Raw genomic sequence first — 26,943 nt, 5'->3', positions numbered from 1 at the left:
CGACCTTGTCCGCTTCCGTGGCCACCAGGGCCCGTGGGTTCGGCGGTCTGCTCGGCGGCGGCTTCACCGGGTTCGTCCTGCGCCGGGCCCTCGGCGCCCTCGTCACCCTCTTCGTGCTGTCCGTCGTCATCTACGCCGTCTTCTACGTGGCGCCCGGCGACGTCGCCCAGATCACCTGCGGCCCGCGCTGCTCGCCCGCCCAGGTGCAGCAGGTGTCCGAGCAGCTGAAGCTCGACGACCCGATCTACACGCGCTACCTGGACTTCCTGAGCGGCGTCTTCGCCGGCCACGACTACTCCACCGGCACCGGCGTGCTGCACTGCGACGCGCCCTGCCTCGGCCTCTCGTACCAGACCGACCAGCAGGTCACCGAGCTGATCCTGAGCAAGGTGCCCGTCACCGGATCCCTCGCGCTCGGCGCGATGGTGCTGTGGCTGATCCTCGGTGTCGGCACCGGCGTGCTCTCCGCCTGGCGGCGCGGCCGGCTCACGGAGCGCGTCCTGACCGCCGTCACCCTCGCGGGCACGGCCACGCCCGTGTTCGTGATCGGCCTGCTCCTGATGATCCTGGTCTGCGGCCAGCTGCAGTGGCTGCCGTTCCCGCAGTACGTGCCGTTCACGGACGACCCGCAGCAGTGGGCGTGGAACCTGCTCCTTCCCTGGGTGTCGCTCGCGCTCATCGAGGCCGCCAAGTACGCCCGGCTCACCCGCGCCTCGATGCTGGAGACGCTCGCCGAGGACCATGTGCGCACCTTCCGCGCGTACGGCGTCAAGGAGCGGTCCATCGTCGGGCGGCACGCCCTGCGCGGCGCGCTCGCCCCCGTGATCGCCCTCACCGCCAACGACTTCGGTTCGATGTTCGGCGGCGCGCTGCTCACCGAGACGCTGTTCGGCCTGCCCGGGCTCGGACGCGAACTCGTGCACGCGGTCCGGGTCGTCGACCTGCCGGTGGTCGTCGGCATGGTCATGGTCACCGGCTTCTTCGTGGTCCTCGCCAACGCCGTCGCGGACGTCCTGTACGCGGTGGCCGACCGACGGGTGGTGCTGTCATGAGCCCCGAGCAGAGTCTCGTCCACGTGGACGACCTGAGCGTCGAGTTCGACTCCGTGCGGGCCGTGGACTCGGTCTCCTTCACGCTGGAGCGCGGCGGGGCACTCGGCCTCGTCGGCGAGTCCGGCTCCGGCAAGTCGACCGTCGCGTCCGCGCTGCTCGGGCTCCACCGGGACACGGGCGCCCGCGTGACGGGCTCCGTGCGCGTCGGCGGCACCGACGTCGGCGCGGCCACGGACACCGAACTGCGCGGGCTGCGCGGCCCGGTCGCCGCGATGGTCTTCCAGGACCCGCTGTCCTCGCTCGATCCGTACTACGCGGTGGGCGACCAGATCGCCGAGGTGTACCGGACCCACTCCAGGGCCTCCCGGCGCGCCGCCCGGGCCCGGGCCGTCGAGGTCCTCGACCGCGTGGGGATCCCCGACGCGGCGCGGCGCGCCCGGTCGCGCCCGCACGAGTTCAGCGGCGGCATGCGGCAGCGCGCCCTGATCGCCATGGCGCTCGCCTGCGAGCCGCAGCTGCTCATCGCCGACGAGCCCACGACCGCCCTCGACGTGACCGTGCAGGCGCAGATCCTCGACCTGCTGCACGGGCTGCGCGAGGAGACCGGCATGGGGCTGCTCCTGGTCACGCACGACGTGGGCGTCGCGGCCGAGAGCATCGACGACGTGCTCGTCATGCGGCACGGGCGCGTCGTCGAGAGCGGGCGCGTCGCCGATGTCCTCTCGGCGCCGCGGCAGGCCTACACCCGGCAGCTCCTGAGCGCCGTGCCCCGGGTGGACGCCGCCCGCGAGGGGCGCGCCGGTGACCTGGGCGACGTGGTGGTCGAGGCCGAGGGGCTGCGGCGGGAGTTCGGTCGCGGCAAGCGGGCCTTCGCGGCCGTCGACGGGGTGTCGCTCAGCGTGCGGCGCGGCGAGACGCTCGGCGTCGTCGGCGAGAGCGGCAGCGGCAAGACGACCCTCGGCAGGATGCTCGTCGGCCTCCTGGAACCGACGGCCGGGCAACTCCGCCACGGGGGTGCGCAGAAGCAGGCCAAGGGCGTCGTGCCCGGCGTGCAGATGGTGTTCCAGGACCCCGTCTCCTCGCTCAACCCGCGCCGCTCGGTCGGCGAGTCGATCGCGGACCCGCTGCGGGCCCGGGGCGACCGCGACGAGGACGCGATCCGTGCCCGCGTGCGCGACCTGATGACCCGGGTCGGCCTCGACCCCGCGCACTACGGCCGCTACCCGCACGAGTTCAGCGGCGGCCAGCGCCAGCGCGTCGGCATCGCGAGGGCGCTCGCCGCCGAGCCCCGCCTCATCGTCTGCGACGAACCGGTCTCCGCCCTGGACGTCACCACCCAGGCGCAGGTCACGGCGCTGCTCGCCGAACTGCAGCGGGAGCTGGGGCTCGCCCTCGTCTTCGTCGCGCACGATCTGGCGGTGGTACGTCAGGTCAGCGACAAGGTCGCCGTGATGCGGCGCGGCCGGATCGTCGAGTACGGGTCCGTGGACGAGGTGTACGACGCGCCCAAGGACCCGTACACCCGGCAGCTGCTCGCCGCCGTGCCCGCGCTCGACCCGGCGGCCGCGCAGGAGCGGCGGGCGGCGCGTCGGAGCGTGGCGGCGGCCGCACGGGCGGCGCGCGCGGCGGGTACGGAGGGCGCGGAGGGCGCGGAGGGTGGCGACGGCGGTGACACCGGCAAGGAGCTGGCCGCAGCGTGACGCTCCGTGAGTGCGTGCCGGGTGGATTCTGGCATCTTGCGGCTTTTGCTGCGCTATAAGCCCGCCGTCCGTCCGCTATAGCGCGACGGAACGCTACCGGCGCGGGAAAGTTACGGCTCTTCACCCCTTCTGGTGGCGCGATGGACAACCGTCCGTCGCGCCACCGTCATGTCCGCATACGTTCATCCCGCTGCGAGCCGCCGGCCCAACGGCGGCTCCCCATATGGGAGATCGGGGGTGCACGCGTGCGCATAGGACTGCTTACGGAGGGTGGTTATCCGTATGTGGACGGTGAGGCCAGGCTCTGGTGCGACCGGCTCGTGCGCGGGCTCGGGCAGCATGAGTTCGACGTGTACGCGCTGAGCCGCAGCGAGCGGCAGGAGGCGCGCGGATTCGTGGCGCTGCCGCCGCAGGTGCGGCGGGTGCGGACCGCTCCGCTGTGGGGAGCGGGGGGCTCGGCGGCCGGGGGCGCGGCGGGGGTCGCCGGGGGCGGTGGCTTCGGGGCCGGGTTCGGTTCCGGGTTCGGGTTCGGGTGGCGGGCGCGGCGGAGGTTCGCCGAGAGCTTCGGTGAGCTGGCGCGGGTCATGTGCGCGGGGGCTGGTCCGGGGCCCGGTGCGGGCGCCGGCGCGGAGCCGGGAAGCGGGGGCGGGCCGGGGGAGCGGGACGGCTCCGGCCAGTTGGCGGACCGTTTCGGCAGTGCGTTGTACGCGCTCGCCGATCTTGCCCGAGACGAGGGAGGCCTGGGCGGGGCCCTGCGCTCCGAGGCTGTCGTGCGCGCCCTGGAGAGCGCCTGCCGCGCGCCGGGCGCGTTGCGTGCCGCGCGCGCCGCCCGCGTACCGGATCTCCTCGCCGTCGCGGACCGCCTGGAGCGCCTGCTGCGCCCGCTGTCCCTCGACTGGTACGGGGACGCCGATCTCGGCGCGGTCGACGTCTGCCACGCCACGGCGGGCGGCGGCGCCGCACTGCCGGGTCTGCTCGCCAAGCACTTCGCGGGGGTGCCGCTGCTTGTCACCGAGTACGGGGTGCAGCTTCGGGCGCACTATCTGACGGGGGCGGGCGCCGGGGCCGGAGTTGGGGCTGCTGGTGGGGCAGGGGGCGGTGCCGGTGGTGCGGGCGCGGTCGGCGCGGCTGGCGTGATCGGCGCCGGTGGTGCGGCCAGCGGTCGGGTCGGTTCCGGTGGTGCGGTTGGCGCCGGTGGTGCGGTGGCTGGTCGGGTCGGTGCCGGTGGTGCGGCGGGCGGTCCGGTCGGTGCCGGTGGTGGGCCTGGCGGCAGCGGCCATCGTGGCGGTGACGGCGGCCTCGCCGCGCCCGCCCGCGCCCTGCTCGCCTCCTTCCACGGCCGCCTCGCCGCCGAGGTGTACCGGCAGGCCGCCCTCATCACCCCCGGCAACGCGCACGCCCGCCGCTGGCAGGAACGGTGCGGCGCGGACCGGGCCAAGCTGCGCACGGTCTACCCGGGGCTGCCCGCCGCCCGCTTCGGCGAGGTCGGCGAGCGGGAGGACCCGGGCGAGCCCGAGACCCTGCTCTGGGTCGGCCGCGTCGAGCCCGCGAAGGACCTGATCTCGCTCCTGCACGCCTTCGCCGAGGTCCGCAAGGAGGAGCCCAAGGCACGCCTGCGCATAGTCGGCGCCCTCGCGGACGGCCCCGAGGCGGCCGCGTACCTCGCGCACTGCCGCGCCCTCGCCGCGCAGCTCTTCCCCGACGAGGCGGACTGCGCGCACGCGGTCGGCGACAACCCCGTGTCCTTCGAGGAGATCGGCGGCCCGGAGCTGCCCGACCTCCCGGACGCGTACGCGGCGGGCGGCGTGGTCGTCCTGTCCAGCGTCGTCGAGGGCTTCCCGATCAGCCTGATCGAGGCAATGCTCTGTGGGCGCGCGACCGTCTCGACGGACGTCGGCGCCGTGGTCGAGGTCATCGGCGGCACGGGACTCGTGGTGCCGCCGCGCAATCCGCGGGCGCTCGCGCAGGCGTGCGTGGCGCTCCTGCGTGATCCCGAGCGCCGTGCGCGCCTGGGGGCGGCGGCTCGGGCGCGGGCCCTGGAACTCTTCACCGTCGAGCAGAACCTCGCAGCATTTAACGGCATTTACCTGGAGATCGTCTCGCACTGCCCGGCCCGCCGTGAGGCCGTGAACGAGGCGGGCGAGCCCGTGCCGTTCGCGCGCCCCGCCGAGTCGTACGTGCCCGGGCGGTGGGCTGTCGGTGGCGCGGCGAGCGCTGGGGCGGGCGGGCCGGGTGGGGCGGCCGATGCCCCCGGGGCGCCCTGGCCGGGCGGAGCCTCCGGTGTGCCCGCGTCCGCCCCCGCGCCCGCGCCGAGTTGGGTCGCGGCGCGGCAACCCCGCCCGCCCCGGCAACAGGGTGGCGGGCGGCCCGGATTGGGACTCGGGTTCAGGGAGGCGCTGTCATGACGGGGTGGCCGGAACGGTCCGTGGACGTGCCGCGAGCGCCCGGTGGCGCGGGCGGTTGGGACGCGCGGTCGGCGGAGCTTGCGGGCGGGGCGGAGAGGAGCGCGGGGGAGGGCGCGGCGGCGAGGGCCGGGGAGGACACGCCCGGTTCGGGCGGGGGATCGACTCCCCTGTGGAAACCCGCAGCGGCTCCCTTGCGGAATCCCGCAGCGGCTCCCGCGCTGGGCCAGGTACCGGCTTCCGCGCCGGGTCGAGTACCGGTTCCCGTGCAGGGCCAAGTACCGGCTTCCGCGCCGGGTCGAGTACCGGTTCCCGTGCAGGGCCAGGTACCGGCTCCCGCGCCGGGTCGAGTACCGGCTCCCGTCCAGGACCAGGCACCGGCTCCCGCACCACACCGTGTGCAGAGTCCCGCAGCGCATCCCCTGCGGGACCCCGCACGGCCCCCCGCGCCCCCGGCGACCCCCGCCACCCCGCCCCGCCGCGGTCCCGCCGACCCCGTGAAGGCGCTGATGCACCGCCACCGGGACCTGTGCGAGCACGCCGTGGACCCGCTGGAGATCGCGGCGGGCCTGGAGGCGCACGGGGTCACCGACCGGACGGCCGCGCGGTTCCGGCACCGCGACGTGTTCGCGCTCGCGGAGGAGATGTACGCCCGAGTGCCGCAGGACAGCGCGGAGTGGGACGCTCTCGCCGACGGCACCCGCGCGGCACACGGTGACGCCCTCGCCCCACTGCCACCCGGGTGGGCCGTGTCCGCGCTGCTGCCCGGCGCGGCCTGCGCCCTCGCCGTCGCGGGGCTCGGCCTGGTCGAAGGGCGCCCGCGCCTCGCGGTGCTGATCGGCGGCGCCCTCGCCGTGGCGGCGGCCGCGGCGCTCGCCCTGCGGCACGGCCCGCTGCGCGCCGCGCTCCCCGCCACCCGGCCCACGCACACCTGGGTGTACTGGCTCCTCGCGTACGCCCTGCTCGGCGACGGACTGCTGCGGGCAGCCGCGTCCGGCGGTCCCGAAGGGCCCTGGGCGCCGTCGGCCGCCGCGGCCCTCGTCCTCGCGGGCGCCGTCGCCCCCGGGGCGTGGTGCGCGCGGCTCTTCGCGGTACGGGCGGGCGGCAGGCTCGGCGCGAGCCGTGGCCTCGCCGAATTCGCCGCCTCCGTACGGCCGTTGCTGATCGTGGTGTTCGCGCTGTTCCTCGGCGCCGTCGGCGCACTGGTCGCCGGCGTGCGGACACTGCCCGTGCCGGGCCCGGGCACGGGGCTCTCGGCCGTCGGAGCCGGTGCGCTCGCCGCGCTCCTCTGGCTCGGCCGGATGCTGCGGGCCCACGGCTCGCGGCGGGCGCCCGGCCTCGTGTACGCGACGGTCGGCGCCGCCCAGGCCGCGGCCGTGGCCCTGCTGTGCGCGGGGCGCCTGCCGGGCTGCGGGTTCCTGGCGGCGCCGGTGGAGCGACTGGTCGACGCGGCGGGGACGGGGGCGCTCGCCGCCCTCACGTGCGCCGCGGGAGCCGCGGTGCTCCTGGTCCGCGCGATCCGGGTCCTGGGGCGGGCCTCCGCCCACGCCGCGGCGGAGGGCGCCCGATGAGCACCCCTCCACGGGCCGGAACCGCCCCATCGGCCCCACCACCCCCACCACCCCCGCCCCGGCCCACAGCCCCGCCCGTCCCATCCATCCCGCCCGCCTCACCTGACCCGCCCGGTCCGCCCGGCCCCTCGAGCCCACCCGGACCGCCCGGCGCGCCCGGTCCACCCGGCCCGACCGGCGCACCCGACCCGGCCCCGTCCTCCCGTCCCGCAAGACCGCGAACTTCCACGCACTGGCAACACCCAGAAGGAGAAGCACAGATGACCACCCCCACCTTCCGCGCGTCCGCCCAGGGAGCCGTCCGATGAGGGTGCTGCTGATCGGAGCCAACGGATACCTCGGCCGCTTCGTGGCCGACCGGCTGCTCGCCGACCCCGCCGTGCAGCTCACCGCGCTCGGCCGGGGCGACGACTCGGACGTACGGTTCGACCTCGCCAACGGCAGCCCCGGCGCGCTCACCCGCTTCCTGGACGCCGTGCACCCGGGCGTGGTCATCAACTGCGCCGGTGCCACCCGCGGCGGCGCCCGCGACCTCACCCGGCACAACACCGTGGCCGTCGCCACCGTCTGCGAGGCCCTGCGTCGCAGCGGCTGCGGCGCCCGCCTGGTGCAGCTCGGCTGCGGCGCCGAGTACGGCCCGAGCCAGCCGGGATCGTCCACGGCCGAGGACGCCGTCCCCCGGCCCGGCGGCCCGTACGGAGTCAGCAAGCTCGCCGCCACCGAACTCGTCCTCGGCTCCGGCCTCGACGCCGTCGTCCTGCGGGTGTTCTCGCCCACCGGACCCGGCACCCCCGCCGGATCACCGCTCGGCCGCCTCGCTGAGGCCATGCGGCGCGCCATGCAGTCCGGCGACGGCGAACTCAAACTCGGCGGACTCGGCGTCCAGCGGGACTTCATCGACGTCCGCGACATCGCCCGCGCCGTGCACGCCGCCTCCCTCTCCGCCGCCCAGGGCATCGTCAACATCGGCTCCGGGCGCGCCGTGCGCCTGCGGGACGCGGCCGCCGTCCTCGCACGTGTCGCCGGATACGGCGGCGCCCTGCACGAACTCGACCAGCCCCCCGTCCGCCAGGTCATCGGCCACCCCCGCGTCGACCCGGACCACGCGGGCCCGACCGCGTACCCCTACCCCGACGGCTGCGGCAGCTGGCAGCAGGCCGACGTGCGCACCGCGCGCGACCGGCTCGGCTGGCGGCCCCGCATCAACCTCGAAGAGTCCCTGGCCGACATCTGGATGGAGGCGGCATGCCGCATCTGAGCAGCACGGCCGCCGGTGTCGCCCAGACCGACCTGCGCGTCGGACTCGGCGTTCCCGGCTTCGCCCACCCCCTGCTCGCGCCCACCGAATGGGCCGAACTGACCCGCCCCGGCACCCCTTTGCACTGGGTCGTCCTGAATGTCGACAACGGCCCCGGCGACCGGCCCGACCCGCACTGCCTGGAGGCGGCGGGACGGCTGCGGAACGCCGGGGTCCGCGTCCTCGGCCAGCTCGACCTGACGTACGGCGCACGCGGCTTCGGCGAGCTGGTCTCCGACGCCCACCGCTACCTCGACTGGTACCTCGTCGACGGCTTCTTCCTCGGCCGCTGCCCCACCGAGCGCACCGCGCTCCCGGAGGTCGCGCGCACGGTCACCACCCTGCGCGCCCTGCTGCGGAACGGGTCCGACGACGGCCACATCGTCTTCGGCCACGGCAGCCACCCGCACCCGGGATACGCCGACGCCGCCGACCAGTTGGTGACCTTCGCCGGACCCTGGAGCGACTACCGCTGGTCGCAGGTCGCCGAGTGGACCGCCGACCACCCGCCCGAACGCTTCTGCCACCTCGTCCACGGCATGCCGCTCGGCCACCTCGACGAGGCCCTGCGCGTCGCCCGCTGGCAAGGAGCCTCGACGATCTACTTCACCGACCGCACGGACGCCGGCCCGGTCGGTGACCCCTGGGAGTCGCTGCCCGGCTACTGGGACGAGATCGTCTCGCGGGTCGGACCAGGTGTCTCGGAATGAAGATGGCCATGGCAGTGTTACCAGGAGAACTGATGTCCCCCAGCCCGGCCGCGGCGGGGCCGGGGGACCCCGATCGCACTTCCGACCAACGGAGTCCCCGTGTCGCTGCCACCCCTGGTCGAGCCAGCATCTGAGCTCACCGTCGACGAGGTCCGCAGGTACTCCCGCCACCTGATCATCCCCGACGTCGGGATGGACGGGCAGAAGCGGCTGAAGAACGCCAAGGTGCTCTGTGTGGGCGCCGGCGGCCTCGGGTCACCGGCGCTGATGTACCTCGCGGCGGCGGGCGTCGGCACCCTCGGCATCGTGGAGTTCGACGAGGTCGACGAGTCGAACCTGCAGCGCCAGATCATCCACAGCCAGGCCGACATCGGCCGCTCCAAGGCCGAGTCCGCGAAGGACTCCGTCCTCGGCATCAACCCGTACGTGAACGTGATCCTCCACGAAGAGCGGCTCGAGGCCGAGAACGTGATGGACATCTTCAGCCAGTACGACCTGATCGTCGACGGCACGGACAACTTCGCCACGCGCTACCTGGTCAACGACGCCTGCGTGCTGCTCAACAAGCCCTACGTCTGGGGCTCGATCTACCGCTTCGACGGCCAGGCCTCGGTCTTCTGGTCCGAGCACGGCCCCTGCTACCGCTGCCTCTACCCGGAGCCCCCGCCCCCCGGCATGGTCCCGTCCTGCGCCGAGGGCGGCGTGCTCGGCGTGCTCTGCGCCTCCATCGGCTCCATCCAGGTCACCGAGGCGATCAAGGTCCTCACCGGCACCGGCGAGCCCCTGGTCGGCCGCCTGATGATCTACGACGCCCTGGAGATGCAGTACCGCCAGGTCAAGGTCCGCAAGGACCCGAACTGCGCGGTCTGCGGCGAGAACCCCACCGTCACCGAGCTCATCGACTACGAGGCCTTCTGCGGCGTCGTCTCCGAGGAGGCCCAGGAGGCGGCCGCCGGTTCGACGATCACTCCCAAGCAGCTCAAGGAGTGGATCGACGCCGACGAGAAGATCGAGATCATCGACGTCCGCGAGCCGAACGAGTACGAGATCGTCTCCATCCCGGGCGCCAAGCTGATCCCGAAGAACGAGTTCCTCATGGGCGCCGCCCTGGAGACCCTGCCGCAGGACAAGAAGATCGTCTTGCACTGCAAGACGGGTGTCCGCAGTGCGGAAGTCCTCGCCGTGCTCAAGTCCGCGGGCTTCGCGGACGCGGTGCACGTCGGCGGCGGCGTGATCGGCTGGGTCAACCAGATCGAGCCCGAGAAGCCGGTCTACTAGAGCCGTTCCTCCGGGCCCCGCTCACCCTCGGGTGGGCGGGGCCTTCGGCTGCCCGGGCGCCGGGCATGGGCCGGGCAACCGGGCTGCGGGGCTGCGGGATCAGGACTCGCACACCTTGTTGTCGTCCGGGACCTTGCCGTCGAGCAGGTAGTCGTTGACCGTGCCGTCCACGCAGTCGCTGCCGTTGCCGTACGCCCCGTGGCCCTCGCCCTTCCACGTCAGGTGCACGCCCACGCCCTTGCCCAGCTCGTCCGCCATCTTCCGCGCGCCCTCGTACGGCGTCGCCGGATCCCCCGTGTTGCCGATGACGAGGACGGGGTCGGCGCCGGGGGCGCTCACCTCCGGGCTGTCGTGCAGCCCGGCCACCGGCCACTTGTGGCACCAGCCCGCCGTGTCCCAGCCCATGAACGCGCCGAACAGCGGGGATATCTCGCGGAACCGGTCGAGGCTCGCCTTCGCCTGCTCCGGCGTCGGCCGCTCCTTGCCGTCCCGGCAGGAGATCGCGCGCTGCGAGTGGCTCTGCGTGCTGTAACGCCCGGACGCGTCCCGTTCGTTGTACGCGTCCGCCAGCTCCAGCAGGGGGGTGCCGTTGCCCTTCTCCGCCTCCTCCAGGGCGTTCGTCAGCGCGGGCCAGGTCTGCTTGCTGTACAGCGTGACCGTGATGCCGGTCGTCGCCAGGGACTCGCTGAGCTTCCGCCCGGGGGTGTCCGTGCGCAGCGGCTTCGCGTCGATGCGGCGCAGCAGGTCGACGATCTTCTTCGTGCCGGCCTTCGGGTCCTGGCCGCCTGCCTTCAGGTAGTTGTCGAGGGCGCGCTGGAAGCCGCGCGCCTGGTTCTCGGCGTGGCCCACCGCGCCCGCCGTCGGGTCCACCACCGCGTCGAGCGTGAGGCGGCCGACCTTCTTGGGGAACAAGTGGGCGTACGTCCCGCCGAGTTCGGTGCCGTAGGAGATGCCGAAGTAGTGCAGCTTGGCGTCGCCGAGGACCTGGCGCAGCACGTCCATGTCGCGGGCGGCCTCGGCCGTGGAGACGTGCGGGAGCAGCTTCTTCGCGGAGCGCGCGCAGCCCGCGCCGAAGTCCGCGGCGTCGGCGAAGTACGCCTTCTCCTCGGCCGCGGTGTCCGGGGTGGGGTCGGTCCGCTCGGCGGCCTGCGTCTCCTTGTCGCTGCGGCAGCGCACGCCCTCGCTGGCACCGACTCCGCGCGGGTCGAAGCTCACCAGGTCGTACCGCTCGCGCAGCTTGCTGTAGGAGTCGGCGAAGGACGGCAGCATGGAGACGCCGGAGCCGCCCGGGCCGCCGAAGTTGAACAGGAGCGAGCCGATGCGGTCGCCCTCGCCCGTGGACTTGGCGCGGATCAGCGCGACGCCGATGGTCTCGCCGTCCGGCTTCTCGTAGTCCAGCGGGACCTTGAGGGTCGCGCACTGCCATTCGTCGCCCGGCGCGGGGTCGCTGCCCGAGGCCTTGCAGCCGCCCCAGTCGAGCTTCTGCGTCGTGACGGCGGCGGGCAGCGTGGAGGAGGGGTCGGGGCGGGGCGCCGGGTCGGCCCCCGTGGGCCCCGGCCGCTTCCCGTCCGGCCTGTCCTTGTCGTCGTCGGATGAGCCGCCGCATCCCACGGCGAGCCCGGCCACCAGAATCCCTGCGGCGGCCAGAGCTGCTGACCGTACGAAACGCGGCATGACGCTTCCCCCCTCGGAAGGCAGTCAGGCCATAGTAGGCACGGCCACTGACAAGGGCTCCGGCGGGCGGTCCCGAGCCCTCGCGCGACCGGCCCCGACCCGTCGCGGCCGGTCAGGAACAGACCGTGCCCGACTTGGGCACCGTGCCGTTCAGGAGATAGCCGTCCACGGCGCCGCGCACGCACTTGTTCTTGCTGTCGTACGCCCCGTGGCCCTGGCCCTTGTACGTCAGCTCGACGCCGACGCCCTCGCCGAGCGATTCGACCATCTTGCGCGCGCCCTCGTACGGCGTGGCCGGGTCGCCGGTGTTGCCGATGACGAGGACCGGCGCGGCGCCCGGCGCGCTCACGTCCGGGTGGTCGGCCGCGCCCTCGACCGCCCAGCCGGAGCAGTTGACCATGCCCCAGGCCAGGTAGTCGCCGAACAGCGTGGAGGCCTTGCGGAACTCGGGCAGCTTCGCCTCGACGTCCTCGGGGGTGTAGCGCGGCTTGTCGTCGGCGCAGTTGATGGCCACGTTCGCGGCCTGGATGTTGCTGTACTCGCCGTTCTCGCTGCGCCCGTTCATCGAGTCGGACAGGGCCATCAGGATCTTGCCGTCGCCGTCGTAGGCGTCCTCCAGGCCCTGGGTGAGATAGGGCCAGAAGTCCTTGGAGTACAGGGCCTGCGCGATGCCGTTGGTCGCCGCGGTCTGCGTCAGCTCGCGCGGCGGCAGGGCGGGCAGCGGCTTCTTGTCGAGGTCCTTCAGGAGCTTGGCGATGCGGTCCTTGACGTCCTGCGCGTCGTCGCCGACGGGGCAGTCGTCGATCTGCGACGCGCAGTCCTCGGCGAAGTTGTCGAGCGCCAGCTGGAAGCCCTTGGCCTGCCCGAGCGAGCCCTGTTCCGCCGTCTCCGTGGGGTCGACGACCGCGTCGAACACCGCGCGGCCCACCTTCTTGGGGAACAAGTGGGCGTACACACCGCCGAGTTCGGTGCCGTAGGAGATGCCGAAGTAGTGCAGCTTGTCGTCGCCGAGCACCTGGCGCATCAGGTCCATGTCGCGAGCCGCGTCGGTGGTGCGTACATGGGGGAGCACCTTCTTGGAGTTCTTCTCGCACGCCCCGTTGAAGCTCTTGACGCTGTCCATGAGCTTCTTGCGCTCGGCGGCGTCGTCGGGGGTCGCGTCCTGCTGGTAGTACGCGTCGAGCTGCTCGTCGTCCTCGCACTTCACGCCCGCGCTGCGGCCGACGCCGCGCGGGTCGAAGCTCACCAGGTCGTAGCGGGTGCGCAGCTTCGCGTAGTCCGTGCCGAAAGCGGGCAGCGTGGTGATGCCCGAGCCGCCGGGACCGCCGAAGTTGAAGATCAGCGAGCCGATGCGCCGGTCCTTGTCGCCGCTCGCCCTCGCGCGGATCAGCGCGATGTCGATGGTGTCGCCCTTGGGCTCGTCCCAGTCGAGCGGCGCCTTCATGGTGGCGCACTGCCACTCGGCGCCGCCGGGCAGCGGTGAGGGCGCCTCGCCGCCGCCCTGCGCGGCGGACGGGGCCGGGCAGTCCTTCCAGCTGAGCTTCTGGTCCGGCAGGGCCGCGTCCGAGGAGTCGGAGTCGGAGTCGCCGCACGCCGCGAGCGCGGCGGTCAGCAGGACGGCGGTGGCGGCCATGGCCTTGGCGCGCGGCGGGAGCTTGGGCATGGCTCCATCCTGCGGGGGCGACGGGCAGGGCGCTCGGGACACGGGCCGTGCGGGTGACCTGCCGGGGTGCGGGGCACGCCGGTCCGCGCGGGGCAACGATCGCCGTGCGCCCGCGGAACAGCCCGCTTGGCGGACCCGTGCCTACAACAGGCCCTTACGGGTGAGATGGTTGAAGAACAGCCACCCGGGGAGCACCGGCAGCCACAGCGTGAGCAGTCGGTACAGGAGCACGGCGGGAGCCGCCACGTCCTTCGGCACACCCACCGCGATCAGACCGAACGTCAGGGTCGCCTCGACCGCGCCGACGCCGCCCGGGGTGGGGGCCGCCGAGCCGAGCGCGTTGCCGGCGAGGAACACCACCGCGACGCTGGCCAGGCTCAGGGTGCCCATCTCCTCGCTGGCGAACGCCCGCACCGAGGCGTCCAGACAGAGCACGAAGAGGAACGTCAGGAGCAGCATGCCGCCGATGCCGGTGAGCAGCTTCTGCGGCCGCTGCAGCACGTCCAGCATGCGCGGCACGACACCCGCGAACAGCGACCGCACGCGCGTGACGACGAACTTCCGCAGGAACGGGATGGCGGTCACCACGAGGACGAGCACCGCGACCGTCAGCAGGCCCGCGATGACCGTACGGGACGGTGTCAGCGTCGGCGTCTTCTGCGTGCCGGTGACGTACCCGAAGATCAGCAGCAGCAGGATGTGCGAGCCGAGGCCGAAGAGCTGCGAGGCGCCGACGCTCGCCACCGCGAGCCCCGAGCGCACCCCCGAGCGCTGGAGGAAGCGGGTGTTGAGTGCCACGCCGCCCACCGCCGCGGGCGCCACGATCTTCACGAACGACCCGGCGACCTGCGCGGAGACGGCCCGCAGGAACGGCACCCGCTCGGGTACGAAGCCCAGCAGGCTCATCGCCGCGGCGAAGTAGCTGAGCGCCGAGAACGCCACCGCGGCGGCGACCCAGCCCCACTCGGCCTCTCCGAAGATGGTGCCGAAGTCGATGTGCGTGAGCTGGGACAGCAGGAAGTACGCGCCGAAGGCACCGGCGATGAAGCTGATGAGTGTGCGCGGCCTGATCCGTTCCAGCTGCGCCGGTTCCACGGGGGCCGTCGGCCGGATCAGCAGGACCTGGTGGCGGATCTGGGTGAGCAGGTCCTCTTCGCGCGCCTGCTCCAGGGCCTCGTCTATGGCCTGCTTCTCGGCCTGCTTCTCGGCGCGCAGGGACTTGCGGGCGGCGACCGGCTCGGCCTTGCGGGTGGCGACCGTTTCGGTCTTGCGGGCGGCTGCCGGGTCCGCGGTGCGGGCGGCGATCGGGTCCGTCTCGCGGACGGCGATGGGGTCGTCGGCGCGTGTGGTGGCGGGGTCGGGGGTGGCGGTGGCTTCTGTGCCCTCGGGCGCCGTGGCCGCGGTGGTGGCGGCCGTGGGTGTCGCTTCCGCGCTCTGGGCGCCCGCTGCCCCCGCTGCCCCTTCTGCGCCCTCGGCCTCCGTGCGGGCCGCCTTCGCCTTGCGCGAGGCCTCCAGGACGGCGTCCCGCTCCCGCTGGGCGCGCTCGCGGGCCCGCTTGCGCAGCGTCCCGCGCGTGGAGCGGGTCAGCGCGATCGGCTGGAGCAGCGGCAGACAGTCCGCCACGGCGTCCGGGCCGAGGACCTCGACGGCTGTGGCGACCGCGCGCTCCGCGCCGACCCGCAGGCCGAACGCCGTCAGGAGCTGCGCGATGTCCATGCGCAGCACCAGGTCACCGGCCGCGATCTCACCGCCCCGCAGATCCGTCAGGATCACCGTGCCGGAACGATCCACCAGGATCGCGTCACCCGCGAGCCTGCGGTGCGCGATCCGGCGCGACTGGAGCGCCTTGACCTGCCGCCAGGTGTCGCACAGCAGCTCGTCGGTGAGGGCCGCGTCCGGCAGCGAGTCCAGGGAGCGGCCGCCCGTGTGCTCGTAGACGAGGATGACGGCGTCCGGGCCGAGCTCGGAGGTGGCGATGAGCTTGGGGGCGTTCGCCCCGGCCGCGATCGCCGCGTACGCGAGCAGGGCCTCCTGCTCCAGGGCCTGGCGCAGCGACTGGAGGCTGCGGCGCTGGGTGATGCCGCGCAGCGTGAGCCTGCGCCACACCCGGTAGAAGAAGCCCTGCGCCTGTTGTTCGCGGTCGATGACCGTGACGTCCAGGGGAGGGCCGTCCTCCAGCGTCACGAAGTAGCGCCTGCCGCGGTTGTCCTGGTCGGAGGCGTCGCCGGACTCCTCGCGGGCCGCGCTCACCGGCCGGAAGCCGACGTGCCTGAGGCCCGCGAGCAGCGTCTGGCCGGTGGGCTGCACGTTCGGTGAGCCGACCGCGTACAGCGTGCCGTAGGCGACGGTCCAGCCGATGAGCACCGTCAGGATGATCGAGAACGGTGTCGTGTTGCCCGACACCAGCATCGTGAAGGCTTCGAGCAGCAGCACCACGAGCAGGACGACGCGCCAGCGCGGCCTGCGGGACATCCCCACGGCCGTCATGTACGCGATGACCGGCGCGAGATAGCCGTGCACCGGGTCCGTGAGCGAGTTGATGTCACCCGGTGAGGGCTGGGTGAGGGCGTCCTGGATGGACTCCGGGGCCGCCTTGGCCACCCACAGGTCGGTGGCGAGCGTCACGCCGTGCGCGAGCACGGCCGCGAGGACCCCGTCGGCGATGCGCAGCCCGTCGCGTTTGATCAGGCGCTCGATCGCGAACGCCACCGGGACGAGCAGCACCCCGATGCTCGCGGTGAGCCCCGCCAGCTTCATGAGGAGGTCCGGGGGCTCGCCCGTGCCCGCGTTGATGTCCTGCTCCAGGCCCGACGTCGTGCCGTGCGCGAACGCGGAGATCAGGAGCAGCGCGGCGATCGCCAGGATGCCGACGAGCAGCCGCATGAGGTCGGAAGGGCGGTGCACGCGCGCGGGCAGGAGGGGTTCGTCGCCCTCCACGCGCTCGGAGTGGGGGTCCTCGTCGGCTTCGGCGCAGTCGAGGGGGGCGGTGGGCTCCGGCGACTCGTCGTGGGACGAGCCGGGTGACTCGTCGTGGGGCTTCACGACCAGCTCATCGGTGTCCGGGCGTGCCGTGTTCGCAGAGGTGCCAGCCGTCTTGTCGGAATGCACGCCCTGCTGCTCCGTCGCCTCTTCTTGATCTCGTATCACCAGTCACCGCCCGCACGATGGTGGCATGCCACGCTGACAACGGGGGTCATCAGGGGGCAATCCGGGGGCGCGAAACGGTCACGATTTGCCACTTCGTCCCTCGTCGCACGCCCTACCGCACCCTCTGTCGCGGAGCCGCCACCCTGTCGGTGCCATGCGGCAGGATGGGCCGGATGAGCGAGGAGAGCCGACCGGGACCGGAGCTGGTGGACCACCCCGACGTACCCGAGTACCCCGAGTACGCGGAACGGGTCCTCGATGTGGCGGAGCGCATTCCGCCGGGGCGCGTGATGACGTACGGGGACGTCGCCGAGTGGCTGGAGGAGGGCGGGCCGCGCCAGGTCGGCCGGGTGATGGCGCTCTACGGCGGCGCGGTGCCGTGGTGGCGCGTGGTGCGCTCGGACGGCGTGCTGCTGCCCGGCCACGAACTGCGGGCCCTGGAGGCCTACCGCGCGGAGGGCACGCCGCTGCGGGAGGCGGGCCGCGCGTCCGAGCGGAGCCTGCCGCGCCTGGACATGCGCAGGGCGCGCTGGGACGGCGGGGCGGCGGACGCGGCTCCGGAGGCTCACACCTGACAGCTTCCGGCACGCGGTGGCCCGGCGGCGGTCCGGTGGCCCGTAAGAGGGAAGCCGCGCGCCCCGCTCATCCGCTGGCGTAGCGTCGACAGCACGCATGCACACTCACCCCGTAGCCGGCACACAGCCGCGCCTCTGACCCGTACACCCACCAGGACCGGCGATCCACGTGAGCTCCCTTTCCTCCGCCCGGCACCCCCGGCACCCGTCGTACCTCCGGGTGCGACAGGGGACTGCGGGTGCCTATCGCCTCCTGCGCACCCCGCCGGTCCTCGCGGACCCCCCTCAGCTGGACGCACGGCAGCGCTCGGTGGTTGACCACGCGGGCGGTCCGCTGCTCGTTCTCGCAGGTCCGGGCACTGGCAAGACCACCACCCTGGTGGAGTCGGTGGCCGCGCGGGTGGCCAAGGGGACCGATCCCGAGCGCGTTCTGGTGCTCACGTTCAGCCGCCGGGCGGCCGTCGAGCTGCGTGACCGCATGGCGCACCGCATCGGCGCGGCCGACGCCCCGCAGGCCACCACGTTCCACTCGTTCTGCTACGCCCTCGTCCGCGCCCACCAGGACGCCGACCTCTTCGTGGAACCCCTGCGGCTGCTGTCAGGACCCGAGCAGGACGTGGCGGTGCGCGAACTCCTCGCGGGCCAGACCGACCTGGCGCGCGAGGGCCTCGCGCGGGTGCGCTGGCCGGACGAACTGCGCGCCTGCCTGACGACGCGGGGCTTCGCCGACGAGGTCCGCGCGGTGCTCGCGCGCAGCCGCGAACTGGGCCTCGGTCCCGCAGCCCTGGACGCCTTCGCCCGGCGCGGCGGCAGGCCGGACTGGCGCGCGGCGGCGGCGTTCCTCGCCGAGTACCTGGACGTGCTCGACCTCCAAGGGGTGCTCGACTACGCCGAGCTGGTGCACCGCGCGGTGCTGCTCGCCCGCCGTCCCGAGGTCGCGCGGGCGCTCGCCGCCCAGTACGACGCGGTGTTCGTCGACGAGTACCAGGACACGGATCCCTCGCAGGTGCGGCTGCTGCACGCGCTCGCGGGCGGCGGGCGCGATCTCGTCGCCTTCGGAGACCCCGATCAGTCGATCTACGCCTTCCGGGGAGCCGACGTGAACGGCATCCTCCGCTTCCCGTCGGACTTCCCGCGCGCGGACGGCACCGAGGCGCCGGTCGAGGTCCTGACGTCGTCCCGACGGTCCGGCGCGCGGCTCCTCGCGGCCACCCGCCTCCTCACCGCCCGCATGCCGCTCACCCGCCTGCCCGCGGAGAAGGTGCGCGCCCACCGGGAACTGACCGCCGTCAGGGACGGCGGCCGCGTCGACGTCCGTACGTATCCCACCGCGGGCACGGAGCTGGACAACATCGCCGACATCCTGCGCCGGGCCCACCTGGAGGACGGCATCCCCTGGAACGAGATGGCCGTCCTCGTCCGCGCGGGCGCCCGCACCATCCCGTCCCTCCGCCGCGGCCTCACCGCGGCGGGCGTCCCCCTCGACATAGACGGCGACGACATCGCCCTGCGCCATGAGCCCGCGGTGACAGCACTCCTGACGGCGCTGCGTGCGGTGGCTCGGGCGGAGTCGGGGGAAAGCGCGGCGTTGGGGGAGGGCGTGGCGTCGGGGGAGTCGGGGGTTCCGGGTGAGCTGGACGGGTCACGTGAGTGGGACGCGCCAGGGGTGACGGATGAGTTGGGGGAGCCGGACAGGCTGGACGGGTCAGGTGAGCTGGACGCGCCTGGGGAGTCAGACGTGCCCGGGGTGTCGGACGAGCTGGGTGAGTCGGACGGGCCAGGGGTGTCGGACGGGCTGGGTGAGTCGGACGGGCCAGGGGTGTCGGACGGGCTGAGTGAGTCGGACGAGCCAGAGGTGTCGGACGAGCTGAGTGAGCCGGACGGGCTCGGCGAGGCAGAATCCGCGCCCACCACCCCCGCCTGGCTCGACACCGAGACCGCCCTCACCCTCCTCACCTCCCCCCTCGCGGCCATGGACGCCGCCGACCTGCGGCGCCTCGGCCGGGCCCTGCGCGAGGAGGAGCGGGCCGCGGGCAACCACCTCCCGCCGCCCTCCGACGAACTCCTCGCCCGCGCCCTCGCCGAGCCCGAGCGACTGATAGCGCACGACCCCTCGTACGCGAAGGGGGCCCAGCGTCTCGGCGAGCTCCTGAGCCGGGCCAGGAGGCGCCTCGCGGACGGCGGCACCGCCGAGCAGGCGCTGTGGGACCTGTGGGACGGCACGCCCTGGCCGAGGCGGCTGGAGCGCGCGGCGCGGCGCGGCGGCGCGGCGGGCCGCAACGCCGACCGCGACCTCGACGCGGTGTGCGCGCTGTTCGCGACGGCGGCCCGCGCCGAGGAGCGCACCGGCGGGCGCGGCGCCCTCAACTTCCTCGACGAGATCGAGGCGCAGGACATCGCCGCCGACACGCTCACGCGCCGCGCGGCGCGCCCCGACGCCGTGCGCCTGATGACGGCACACCGCTCCAAGGGCCTGGAGTGGCGGCTCGTGGTGGTCGCGGGCGTCCAGGAGGGACTCTGGCCCGACCTGCGCCGCCGCGGCTCCCTCCTGGAGGCCGACCGCATCGGACGCGACGGCATCGCCGAACCGCTCACCCCGGGGGCGCTCCTCTCCGAAGAACGCCGGTTGTTCTACGTGGCCGCCACGCGCGCGAAGGAACGGCTCGTCGTCACCGCTGTGAAGGCGCCCGCCGACGACGGCGACCAGCCCTCCCGGTTCCTCACCGAACTCGGCGTCGAGCCGAAGGACGTGACGGGCCGTCCGCGCCGCCCGCTGTCCGTCTCCGCGCTCGTCGCCGAGCTGCGGGCCACCACTGTCGACCCGCACGCGTCGGACGCCCTGCGTGAGGCCGCGGCCCAGCGCCTGGCACGCCTGGCCGCGCTCAGCGACGCCGACGAGCGCCCCCTCGTGCCGTCCGCGCACCCGCACCGCTGGTGGGGCATGTTCGAGCCGACGGCGAGCGCTGTGCCCCTGCGGGACCGCGACAAGCCCGTCGCGCTCTCCGGGAGCGCGCTCGACCAGCTCGCCAACACCTGCGCCCTGCAGTGGTTCCTGGGCCGCGAGGTGAAGGCCGACGCGCCCGCGACGGCCGCCCAGGGCTTCGGCAACGTCGTGCACGTCCTCGCCGACGAGGTCGCCTCCGGGCGCACACCCGCCGACCTCGACGTCCTCATGGAACGCCTCGAATCCGTCTGGGACGCCCTCGTCTTCGACGCCCCCTGGAAGTCGGACCAGGAGAAGGAGCACGCGCGCGTGGCGCTCGAACGCTTCCTCCAGTGGCACGTCAACGGCACCCGCGCGGGCCGCGCCCCGGTCGCCAGTGAGCACGACTTCGACGTGACGCTCGAAGCGGGCCCCTACGAAGTGCGCGTACGCGGTTCCATGGACCGCGTCGAGCGCGATGGCGAAGGCCGCGCCTACGTAGTGGACTTCAAGACCGGCAAGCAGTCCCCGAGCGCCGCCGACGTCGAGCGCCATCCCCAGTTGGCCGTCTACCAGCTCGCCGTGCGCGAGGGCGCCGCGGACGACGTCTTCGAAGGCGTACGTCCCGACGTGGGCGGCGCGGAGCTGGTCCAGCTGCGCCAGGGCGCGGCCAAGAGGGACGGCGGTGACGCGCTGCCGAAGGTCCAGGCCCAGGAGCCGCTGTCCGGCGACTGGGTCGGCGAGCTCCTCGCCACGGCGGCGGGCAAGGTCCTCGACGAACGCTTCACGCCCGTCACCGGCCAGCACTGCACGCACTGCGCCTTCCGCGCCTCGTGCAGCGCCCGCCCGGAGGGCAAGCAGGTCGTGGAGTGACCGACGGCTGACCGCCCGGCCCGTGGCCAAGGTCACGTCGAGCTCACCTGTGCTCATAGCACTCTCACAGGCCATCTAAGGTCTCGGTGAACCTGAACTGTCTTTCCGAGGAGAAGCACACATGGCAGCCAACCGGAAGCTCCTGGCAGCGGTAGCCGCCTGCGCCGCCGCCGTCATTGGCGTCACGGGCTGCAGCAGCGACGGCGGCGACAAGGACCCCTTCAAGGGCATGAGCGCCGACAAGATCGCCAAGAAGGCTTCCAAGGCCTCCAAGGACGCGGGCTCCTTCACGATGAAGAGCCAGGTCACGGAGGGAAGCGAGCAGACCACTGGCACGTTCGTCATCGCCGAGGGCGGCGACTGCAAGGCCACGATCGACTCGCGCAAGGACGGCCACTCCGAGATCCTCACCGTGGGCAAGACCTCGTACATGAAGGCCGACGAGAAGTACTGGAAGGCGAAAGCCAGCTCCACGATCGCCGGACGCGTCAAGGGACGTTGGGTGAAGGCGTCCTCCGGGGGCAAGAGTTCCTGCGCCCTCGGCGACATGTTCGAGAGCAACAAGCTCAAGGGCCTCAAGCGTGAGAAGGACGCCGAGGTCGACGGCAAGAAGGCCGCTGTGCTCGTCAAGAAGAAGGGCGACGAGACCACTTCCTTCTACGTCGCCTTGGAGGGCAAGCCCTACTTCCTGAAGGTCGTCAACAACGGTGACAGCAAGGGCACGGCGACCTTCACCGGCCAGGGCGAGTCCGTCGACATCAAGGCCCCGGCGCCCGGCGACGTCGTCGACCAGAAGCAGCTCGCGGGACTCTGATCCGCCTCGCTCCTGTGACGGCGGCCGCGGACACCCGCGGCGGCGACGGACCGACCCGTCCCGCCCCCGGTGTCAGTGGCCGCCGCTAGCCTCTCTGACGTGTCTCCTCGCCTCACCGACCCCGAGCAGCTCAAAGAGCTCCTCGGAATCCCGTTCACCCCGGAGCAGACGGCCTGCATCACCGCGCCGCCCGCCCCGCAGGTGATCGTGGCCGGAGCCGGCTCGGGGAAGACGACGGTGATGGCCGCGCGCGTGGTGTGGCTGGTCGGCACCGGCCAGGTCGCCCCGGAGCAGGTGCTCGGCCTGACGTTCACGAACAAGGCGGCGGGCGAGCTCGCCGAGCGGGTGCGCAAGGCGCTGATCAAGGCGGGCGTCACCGACCCGGACGCGGTGGACCCGGACAACCCGCCGGGCGAGCCGGTCATCTCCACGTACCACGCGTTCGCGGGCCGCCTCCTCGCCGACCACGGCCTGCGCATCGGCCTGGAGCCCACCGCCCGCCTCCTCGCCGACGCCACCCGCTTCCAGCTCGCCGCCCGCGTCCTGCGCGAGGCCCCCGGCCCGTACCCCGCGCTGACCCGCTCCTTCCCCGACCTCGTCAGCGACCTGCTCACGCTCGACGGCGAGCTGGCCGAGCACCTGGTGGCCCCCGACCGCCTCCGGGCGCACGACGTGGAACTGCTCCGCACCCTGGCGGGCGCCAAGCTCACCAACGCCGACCTGCGCAAGGTCCCCGAGACGGCCACCGCCCGCCTCCAGCTCGCCGAGCTCGTCGACCGGTACCGCGCGGCGAAGCGCACCCGCGACCTCCTCGACTTCGGCGACCAGATCGCCCACTCCGCGACCCTCGCCCGCACCCGCCCGGAGGTCGGCGCGATCCTGCGCGAGGAGTTCCGCGTCGTCCTCCTCGACGAGTACCAGGACACGTCGGTGGCCCAGCGCGTCCTCCTGGCGGGCTTGTTCGGCGGCGGCACCGGCCACCCCGTGACGGCGGTCGGCGACCCCTGCCAGGCGATCTACGGCTGGCGCGGCGCCTCCGTGGCCAACCTCGACGACTTCCCCGCCCACTTCGCGCACGCCGACGGCCGTCCCGCCACGCGCCACGCCCTCAGCGAGAACCGCCGCAGCGGCGGCCGCCTCCTCGACCTCGCCAACAGCCTGGCCGCGCCGCTGCGCGCCCTGCACGCGGGCGTGGAGGCCCTGCGCCCCGCCCCGGGCGCCGAGCGCGACGGCAGCGTGCGCTGCGCCCTGCTGCGCACCCACAGCGAGGAGATCGACTGGATCGCCGACTCCCTCGCCCACCTCGTGGCCACCGGCAAGGCCCCCGGGGAGATCGCCGTCCTGTGCCGCACGGCCGGCGACTTCGCCGAGATCCAGGCCGCCCTCGTCGCCCGCGACATCCCCGTCGAGGTCGTCGGCCTGTCCGGCCTGCTGCACCTGCCCGAGGTCGCCGACCTCGTCGCCGTCTGCGAAGTCCTCCAGGACCCGGGCGCCAACGCCTCCCTGGTGCGGCTCCTGACCGGCCCCCGCTGGCGCATCGGCCCGCGCGACCTCGCCCTCCTGGGCCGCCGCGCCCGCCTCCTCGTGCGGCACAGCGCGCCCGAAGGACCCGAGGACGCCGACCGGCGCCTCGCCGAGGCCGTCGAGGGCGTCGACCCGTCCGAGGTGATATCGCTCGCGGACGCGCTCGACACGTTCCTGGAGGCCCCCGGCGACGGCTCCGGGGAGGACGGGCTGCCGTTCTCCGCCGAGGCCCGGGTGCGGTTCGCGCGCCTCGCCACCGAACTGCGCGACCTGCGGCGCTCCCTGGCCGACCCGCTCCTCGACGTCCTGCACCGCGTGCTCGCCGTCACCGGCCTGGAGGTCGAGCTCTCCGCGTCCCCGCACGCCCTGGCCGCCCGCCGCCGCGAGACCCTGTCGAACTTCCTGGACATCGCCGCGTCCTTCGCCGCCAACGACCCCTCCGCCTCTCTGCTCGCCTTCCTGGGCTTCCTGCGCACCGCCGCCCAGTACGAGAAGGGCCTCGACAACGCCCTGCCCGGCGGCGAGAACACCGTCAAGGTCCTCACCGCCCACAAGTCCAAGGGCCTGGAGTGGGACGTCGTCGCCGTGCCCGGCCTGGTCACCGGCACGTTCCCGAGCACCCAGGGCCGCGAGAAGTGGACGGCCCAGGCCAAGGTCGTCCCGCACGCCCTGCGCGGGGACGCCGACACGCTCCCCGATGTCGACGCGTGGGACGCCAAGGGCATGAAGGCCTTCCACGCCGAGATGAAGGACCACCAGCACACCGAGGAACTGCGCCTCGGGTACGTGACGTTCACCCGCCCCCGTAGCCTTCTGCTCGGCTCGGGCCACTGGTGGGGCCCCACCCAGAAGAAGCCCCGGGGCCCGTCCGACTTCCTCACCGCCCTGTACGACCACTGCGCGGCGGGCCACGGCGAGATCGAGGCCTGGGCGGACGAGCCGGACGAGGACGAGGAGAACCCGGCGCTGCACGAGAAGACGGCCGACCACGCCTGGCCGCTGCCCCTCGACGCCGACTCCCTGGCCCGCCGCCGCGCCGCCGCAGACACCGTCCTCGCCCACCTGGACCGCCTCGCGGCCGACGACGCCCGCTCCCACGAGGAGCCCCATCCCGCCGCCGACGGCCCCGCCTCCCCGTACGCCGCCCCCGACCCCCCGGAGTACGCGACGGACCCGGACTGGCCGCCTCCGCCGGACGACGACGAGATCGACGCCTACGCAGCCGGTGCCGACGCCTACGAAGGCGACGCCGACGCCTACGAAGGCGACGCTTTCGGAGAAGACGCTTTCGGAGACGACGCCGCCCATGAAACGGGCGCCGATGACCCCTCGGAGTGGAACACCTGGTCCACGCGGCGCCCCACGCCCCCGGAGCCCCCGACCCCGCCGCACCCCAGGCACACCGCGTCCGACGAGACGGCCCTCGCCAGGGACGCCATCCCGCACGCCCGCGCCCCCCGGGCGACCCCGCGCCTCACCCCGGAGGAATCCCGCACCCTCGCCTCCTGGGACCGCGACCTGGACGCCCTCACCGGCGAGCTGCTCCGCACCCGCGAGAGCGTCCGCGACGTCCTCCTGCCGACCACACTCACCGCCTCCCAGCTGCTCCGCCTCGCAGCCGACCCGGACGCCCTCGCGCAGGAGCTGGCGCGGCCCATGCCCCGGCCGCCGCAGCCGGCGGCCCGCCGCGGCACCCGCTTCCACGCCTGGGTGGAGGCACGCTTCGAGGAGCTGCGGCTGCCCATGCTCGGCCCGGACGAGCTGCCGGGCGGCGGCCCCGGCGAGGCGGAGATCGCGGACGAGCGCGACCTGGAAGCGCTCAAGGAGGCCTTCGAGCGCACCGAGTACGCCCGCCGCACCCCCCACCGCGTCGAGTACCCCTTCCAGATCGCCCTCGCGGGCCGCGTCATCCGCGGCCGCATGGACGCCGTCTACAAGCACGGCGAAGGCGACGACACCACGTACGAGATCCTCGACTGGAAGACCGGCCACACCCAGGACGCCGACCCCCTCCAGCTCGCCGTCTACCGCCTCGCGTGGGCCGAGCAGCACGGCGTCCCGCCCGAGTCCGTGGGGGCCGCGTTCCTCTACGTACGCAGCGGCGAGACCGTCCGCCCCGAGAACCTGCCGGGCCGGGCCGAGCTGGAGCGGATCCTGCTCGGCGAGGCCGCCGCGGCCGCCGGACAGAAGGGGGAGCGGCCGCCCGGCCGGAGCACTCCCGCGGGCCGATAGGCTCGTGACCATGAGCAAGCCCGTCAACAGCTCTGACAGTGTCGTCAGCGCCGTCCGCGCGTACCTGGACGACCACCGTGCCGCCTTCCTCGACGACCTCGCCGAGTGGCTGCGCGTCCCGTCCGTGTCGGCACAGCCCGACCACGCGCCCGACGTGCGCCGCAGCGCCGACTGGCTCGCCGCACGGCTCACCTCGACCGGCTTCCCGACGGTCGAGGTGTGGGAGACGGCCGACGCCCCCGCGGTGTTCGCCGAGTGGCCCTCCGGCGACCCGGACGCGCCCACGGTCCTCGTCTACGGCCACCACGACGTGCAGCCCGCCGCGATCGAGGACGGCTGGGACAGCGACCCCTTCGAGCCCGTCGTCCGCGACAACCGCCTCTACGCGCGCGGGGCCGCCGACGACAAGGGCCAGGTCTTCTTCCACACCCTCGGCGTCCGCGCCCACCTCGCCGTCACCGGCCGCAGCGCGCCCGCGGTCAACCTGAAGCTGCTCGTCGAAGGCGAGGAGGAGTCAGGGTCCCCGAACTTCCGCGCCCTGGTCGAGGAGCGCGCCGAGCGCCTCGCCGCCGACGCGGTGATCGTCTCCGACACCGGCATGTGGTCCAAGGACACCCCCACGGTCTGCACGGGCATGCGCGGCCTCGCCGAGTGCGAGATCGAGCTGTCAGGGCCCGACCAGGACATCCACTCCGGCTCCTTCGGCGGCGCCGTGCCCAACCCCGCGACGGCCGCAGCCCGCCTCGTGGCCGCCCTGCACGACGAGCACGCGCGCGTGGCGGTGCCCGGCTTCTACGAAGGCATCGTCGAGCTGACCGACCGCGAGCGGGAGCTCTTCGCCGAGCTGCCGTTCGACGAGGCCGAGTGGCTGCGTACGGCGAAGTCGCACGCGCCCTACGGAGAGGCCGGCCACAGCACCCTGGAGCGCATCTGGGCCCGCCCGACCGCCGAGGTCAATGGCATCGGCGGCGGCTACCAAGGCCCCGGAGGCAAGACGATCATCCCGTCGAGCGCCTTCCTGAAGCTCTCCTTCCGGCTGGTCGCGGGCCAGGACCCGGAGCGCGTCGAGAAGGCCGTCCGCGCGTGGGTGGCCGATCAGCTTCCCGACGGCATCGGGCACACGATCACCTTCAGCGGCGCCACACGCCCCTGCCTGACGCCGCTGGACCACCCGGCGCTGCAGTCCGTCGTCCGCGCCATGGGCCGCGCCTTCGAGCAGGACATCCGCTTCACCCGGGAGGGTGGCTCGGGCCCCGCCGCCGACCTCCAGGACGTCCTCGGGGCGCCCGTGCTGTTCCTCGGCATCTCCATTCCCTCGGACGGCTGGCACGCGCCGAACGAGAAGGTCGAGCTCGATCTGCTCCTCAAGGGCGCGGAGACAACCGCCTACCTGTGGGGCGACCTCGCGGAGCACTGGCGCGGCGCCCACTGAACAGGCGAAACGCATCGCGCACCGCGACGCACACTGAAGAGACCCGCTCGCTGAACCACCCATTCCACCGGGGGAG

The 26,943-nt window shown here is 73.7% G+C and carries 15 protein-coding genes; 12 read left to right on the top strand and 3 right to left on the bottom strand.

Going from position 1 to position 26,943, the window contains the following annotated elements; all coding sequences use genetic code 11:
• Positions 1–17: 17 nt before the first annotated feature.
• The 7 genes from QUY26_RS12825 to moeZ all read left to right on the top strand — a co-directional run bounded on the left by QUY26_RS12825 (position 18) and on the right by moeZ (position 10,010).
• The gene (locus tag QUY26_RS12825; protein ID WP_436840503.1) at positions 18–1,052 is read left to right on the top strand and encodes an ABC transporter permease; all 1,035 of its coding nucleotides are present in this window, start codon (positions 18–20) and stop codon (positions 1,050–1,052) included.
• Positions 1,049–2,752 (top strand): dipeptide ABC transporter ATP-binding protein, encoded by a 1,704-nt coding sequence (locus QUY26_RS12820; RefSeq protein ID WP_289946126.1) that lies wholly within the window; start codon positions 1,049–1,051, stop codon positions 2,750–2,752. Before QUY26_RS12825 ends, QUY26_RS12820 begins: the two co-directional genes overlap by 4 nt.
• Positions 2,753–2,997: 245 nt before the next feature.
• Positions 2,998–5,157: a glycosyltransferase gene (locus QUY26_RS12815; RefSeq protein WP_289946125.1), complete on the top strand. Its 2,160-nt coding sequence runs from the start codon at positions 2,998–3,000 to the stop codon at positions 5,155–5,157.
• Positions 5,158–5,663: 506 nt separating this feature from the next.
• Entirely contained in the window at positions 5,664–6,725 is a 1,062-nt protein-coding gene (locus QUY26_RS12810) for a hypothetical protein (RefSeq protein WP_289946123.1), read from the top strand.
• A gap of 304 nt (positions 6,726–7,029) precedes the next feature.
• Complete coding sequence (locus QUY26_RS12805; protein ID WP_289946121.1) at positions 7,030–7,983, top strand: NAD-dependent epimerase/dehydratase family protein; 954 nt, start codon at positions 7,030–7,032, stop codon at positions 7,981–7,983.
• On the top strand, positions 7,971–8,732 hold the full coding sequence (locus QUY26_RS12800) for a spherulation-specific family 4 protein (RefSeq protein WP_289946118.1): 762 nt from the start codon (positions 7,971–7,973) through the stop codon (positions 8,730–8,732). Before QUY26_RS12805 ends, QUY26_RS12800 begins: the two co-directional genes overlap by 13 nt.
• Positions 8,733–8,831: 99 nt before the next feature.
• Entirely contained in the window at positions 8,832–10,010 is a 1,179-nt protein-coding gene (gene moeZ, locus QUY26_RS12795) for an adenylyltransferase/sulfurtransferase MoeZ (RefSeq protein ID WP_289946113.1), read from the top strand.
• Between the two features lie 99 nt (positions 10,011–10,109).
• Here moeZ and QUY26_RS12790 read toward each other — a convergent pair whose 3' ends face one another.
• From QUY26_RS12790 to QUY26_RS12780, 3 genes are all read right to left on the bottom strand, one after another.
• Positions 10,110–11,684, bottom strand: coding sequence for an alpha/beta hydrolase (locus QUY26_RS12790; protein ID WP_289946111.1), 1,575 nt, complete (start codon positions 11,682–11,684; stop codon positions 10,110–10,112).
• 112 nt (positions 11,685–11,796) lie between these two features.
• The gene (locus QUY26_RS12785) at positions 11,797–13,347 is read right to left on the bottom strand and encodes an alpha/beta hydrolase (protein ID WP_289946109.1); all 1,551 of its coding nucleotides are present in this window, start codon (positions 13,345–13,347) and stop codon (positions 11,797–11,799) included.
• Positions 13,348–13,488: 141 nt separating this feature from the next.
• Entirely contained in the window at positions 13,489–16,455 is a 2,967-nt protein-coding gene (locus QUY26_RS12780; protein ID WP_436840312.1) for a lysylphosphatidylglycerol synthase transmembrane domain-containing protein, read from the bottom strand.
• 212 nt (positions 16,456–16,667) lie between these two features.
• Here QUY26_RS12780 and QUY26_RS12775 point away from each other — a divergent pair, with 212 nt between their 5' ends.
• The 5 genes from QUY26_RS12775 to QUY26_RS12755 all read left to right on the top strand — a co-directional run bounded on the left by QUY26_RS12775 (position 16,668) and on the right by QUY26_RS12755 (position 26,867).
• On the top strand, positions 16,668–17,069 hold the full coding sequence (locus tag QUY26_RS12775; protein WP_289946107.1) for an MGMT family protein: 402 nt from the start codon (positions 16,668–16,670) through the stop codon (positions 17,067–17,069).
• Between the two features lie 169 nt (positions 17,070–17,238).
• Entirely contained in the window at positions 17,239–20,865 is a 3,627-nt protein-coding gene (locus QUY26_RS12770; protein WP_289946105.1) for a UvrD-helicase domain-containing protein, read from the top strand.
• A gap of 121 nt (positions 20,866–20,986) precedes the next feature.
• The gene (locus QUY26_RS12765) at positions 20,987–21,679 is read left to right on the top strand and encodes a hypothetical protein (RefSeq protein ID WP_289946104.1); all 693 of its coding nucleotides are present in this window, start codon (positions 20,987–20,989) and stop codon (positions 21,677–21,679) included.
• A gap of 99 nt (positions 21,680–21,778) precedes the next feature.
• Positions 21,779–25,435, top strand: coding sequence for an ATP-dependent DNA helicase (locus QUY26_RS12760; RefSeq protein WP_289946103.1), 3,657 nt, complete (start codon positions 21,779–21,781; stop codon positions 25,433–25,435).
• A 10-nt stretch (positions 25,436–25,445) separates the two neighbouring features.
• Positions 25,446–26,867 carry a dipeptidase gene (locus tag QUY26_RS12755; protein ID WP_289946102.1) on the top strand — a complete coding sequence of 474 codons (1,422 nt, stop codon included), beginning with the start codon at positions 25,446–25,448 and terminating at the stop codon, positions 26,865–26,867.
• The last annotated feature ends 76 nt before the right edge of the window (positions 26,868–26,943 follow it).

The organism is Streptomyces flavofungini, assembly GCF_030388665.1.
In the GTDB taxonomy this organism is placed as follows: Bacteria; Actinomycetota; Actinomycetes; order Streptomycetales; family Streptomycetaceae; genus Streptomyces; species Streptomyces flavofungini_A.
The sequence above is the reverse complement of the archived record's forward strand: the minus strand, read 5'-3'. Positions and strand labels throughout refer to the sequence as shown.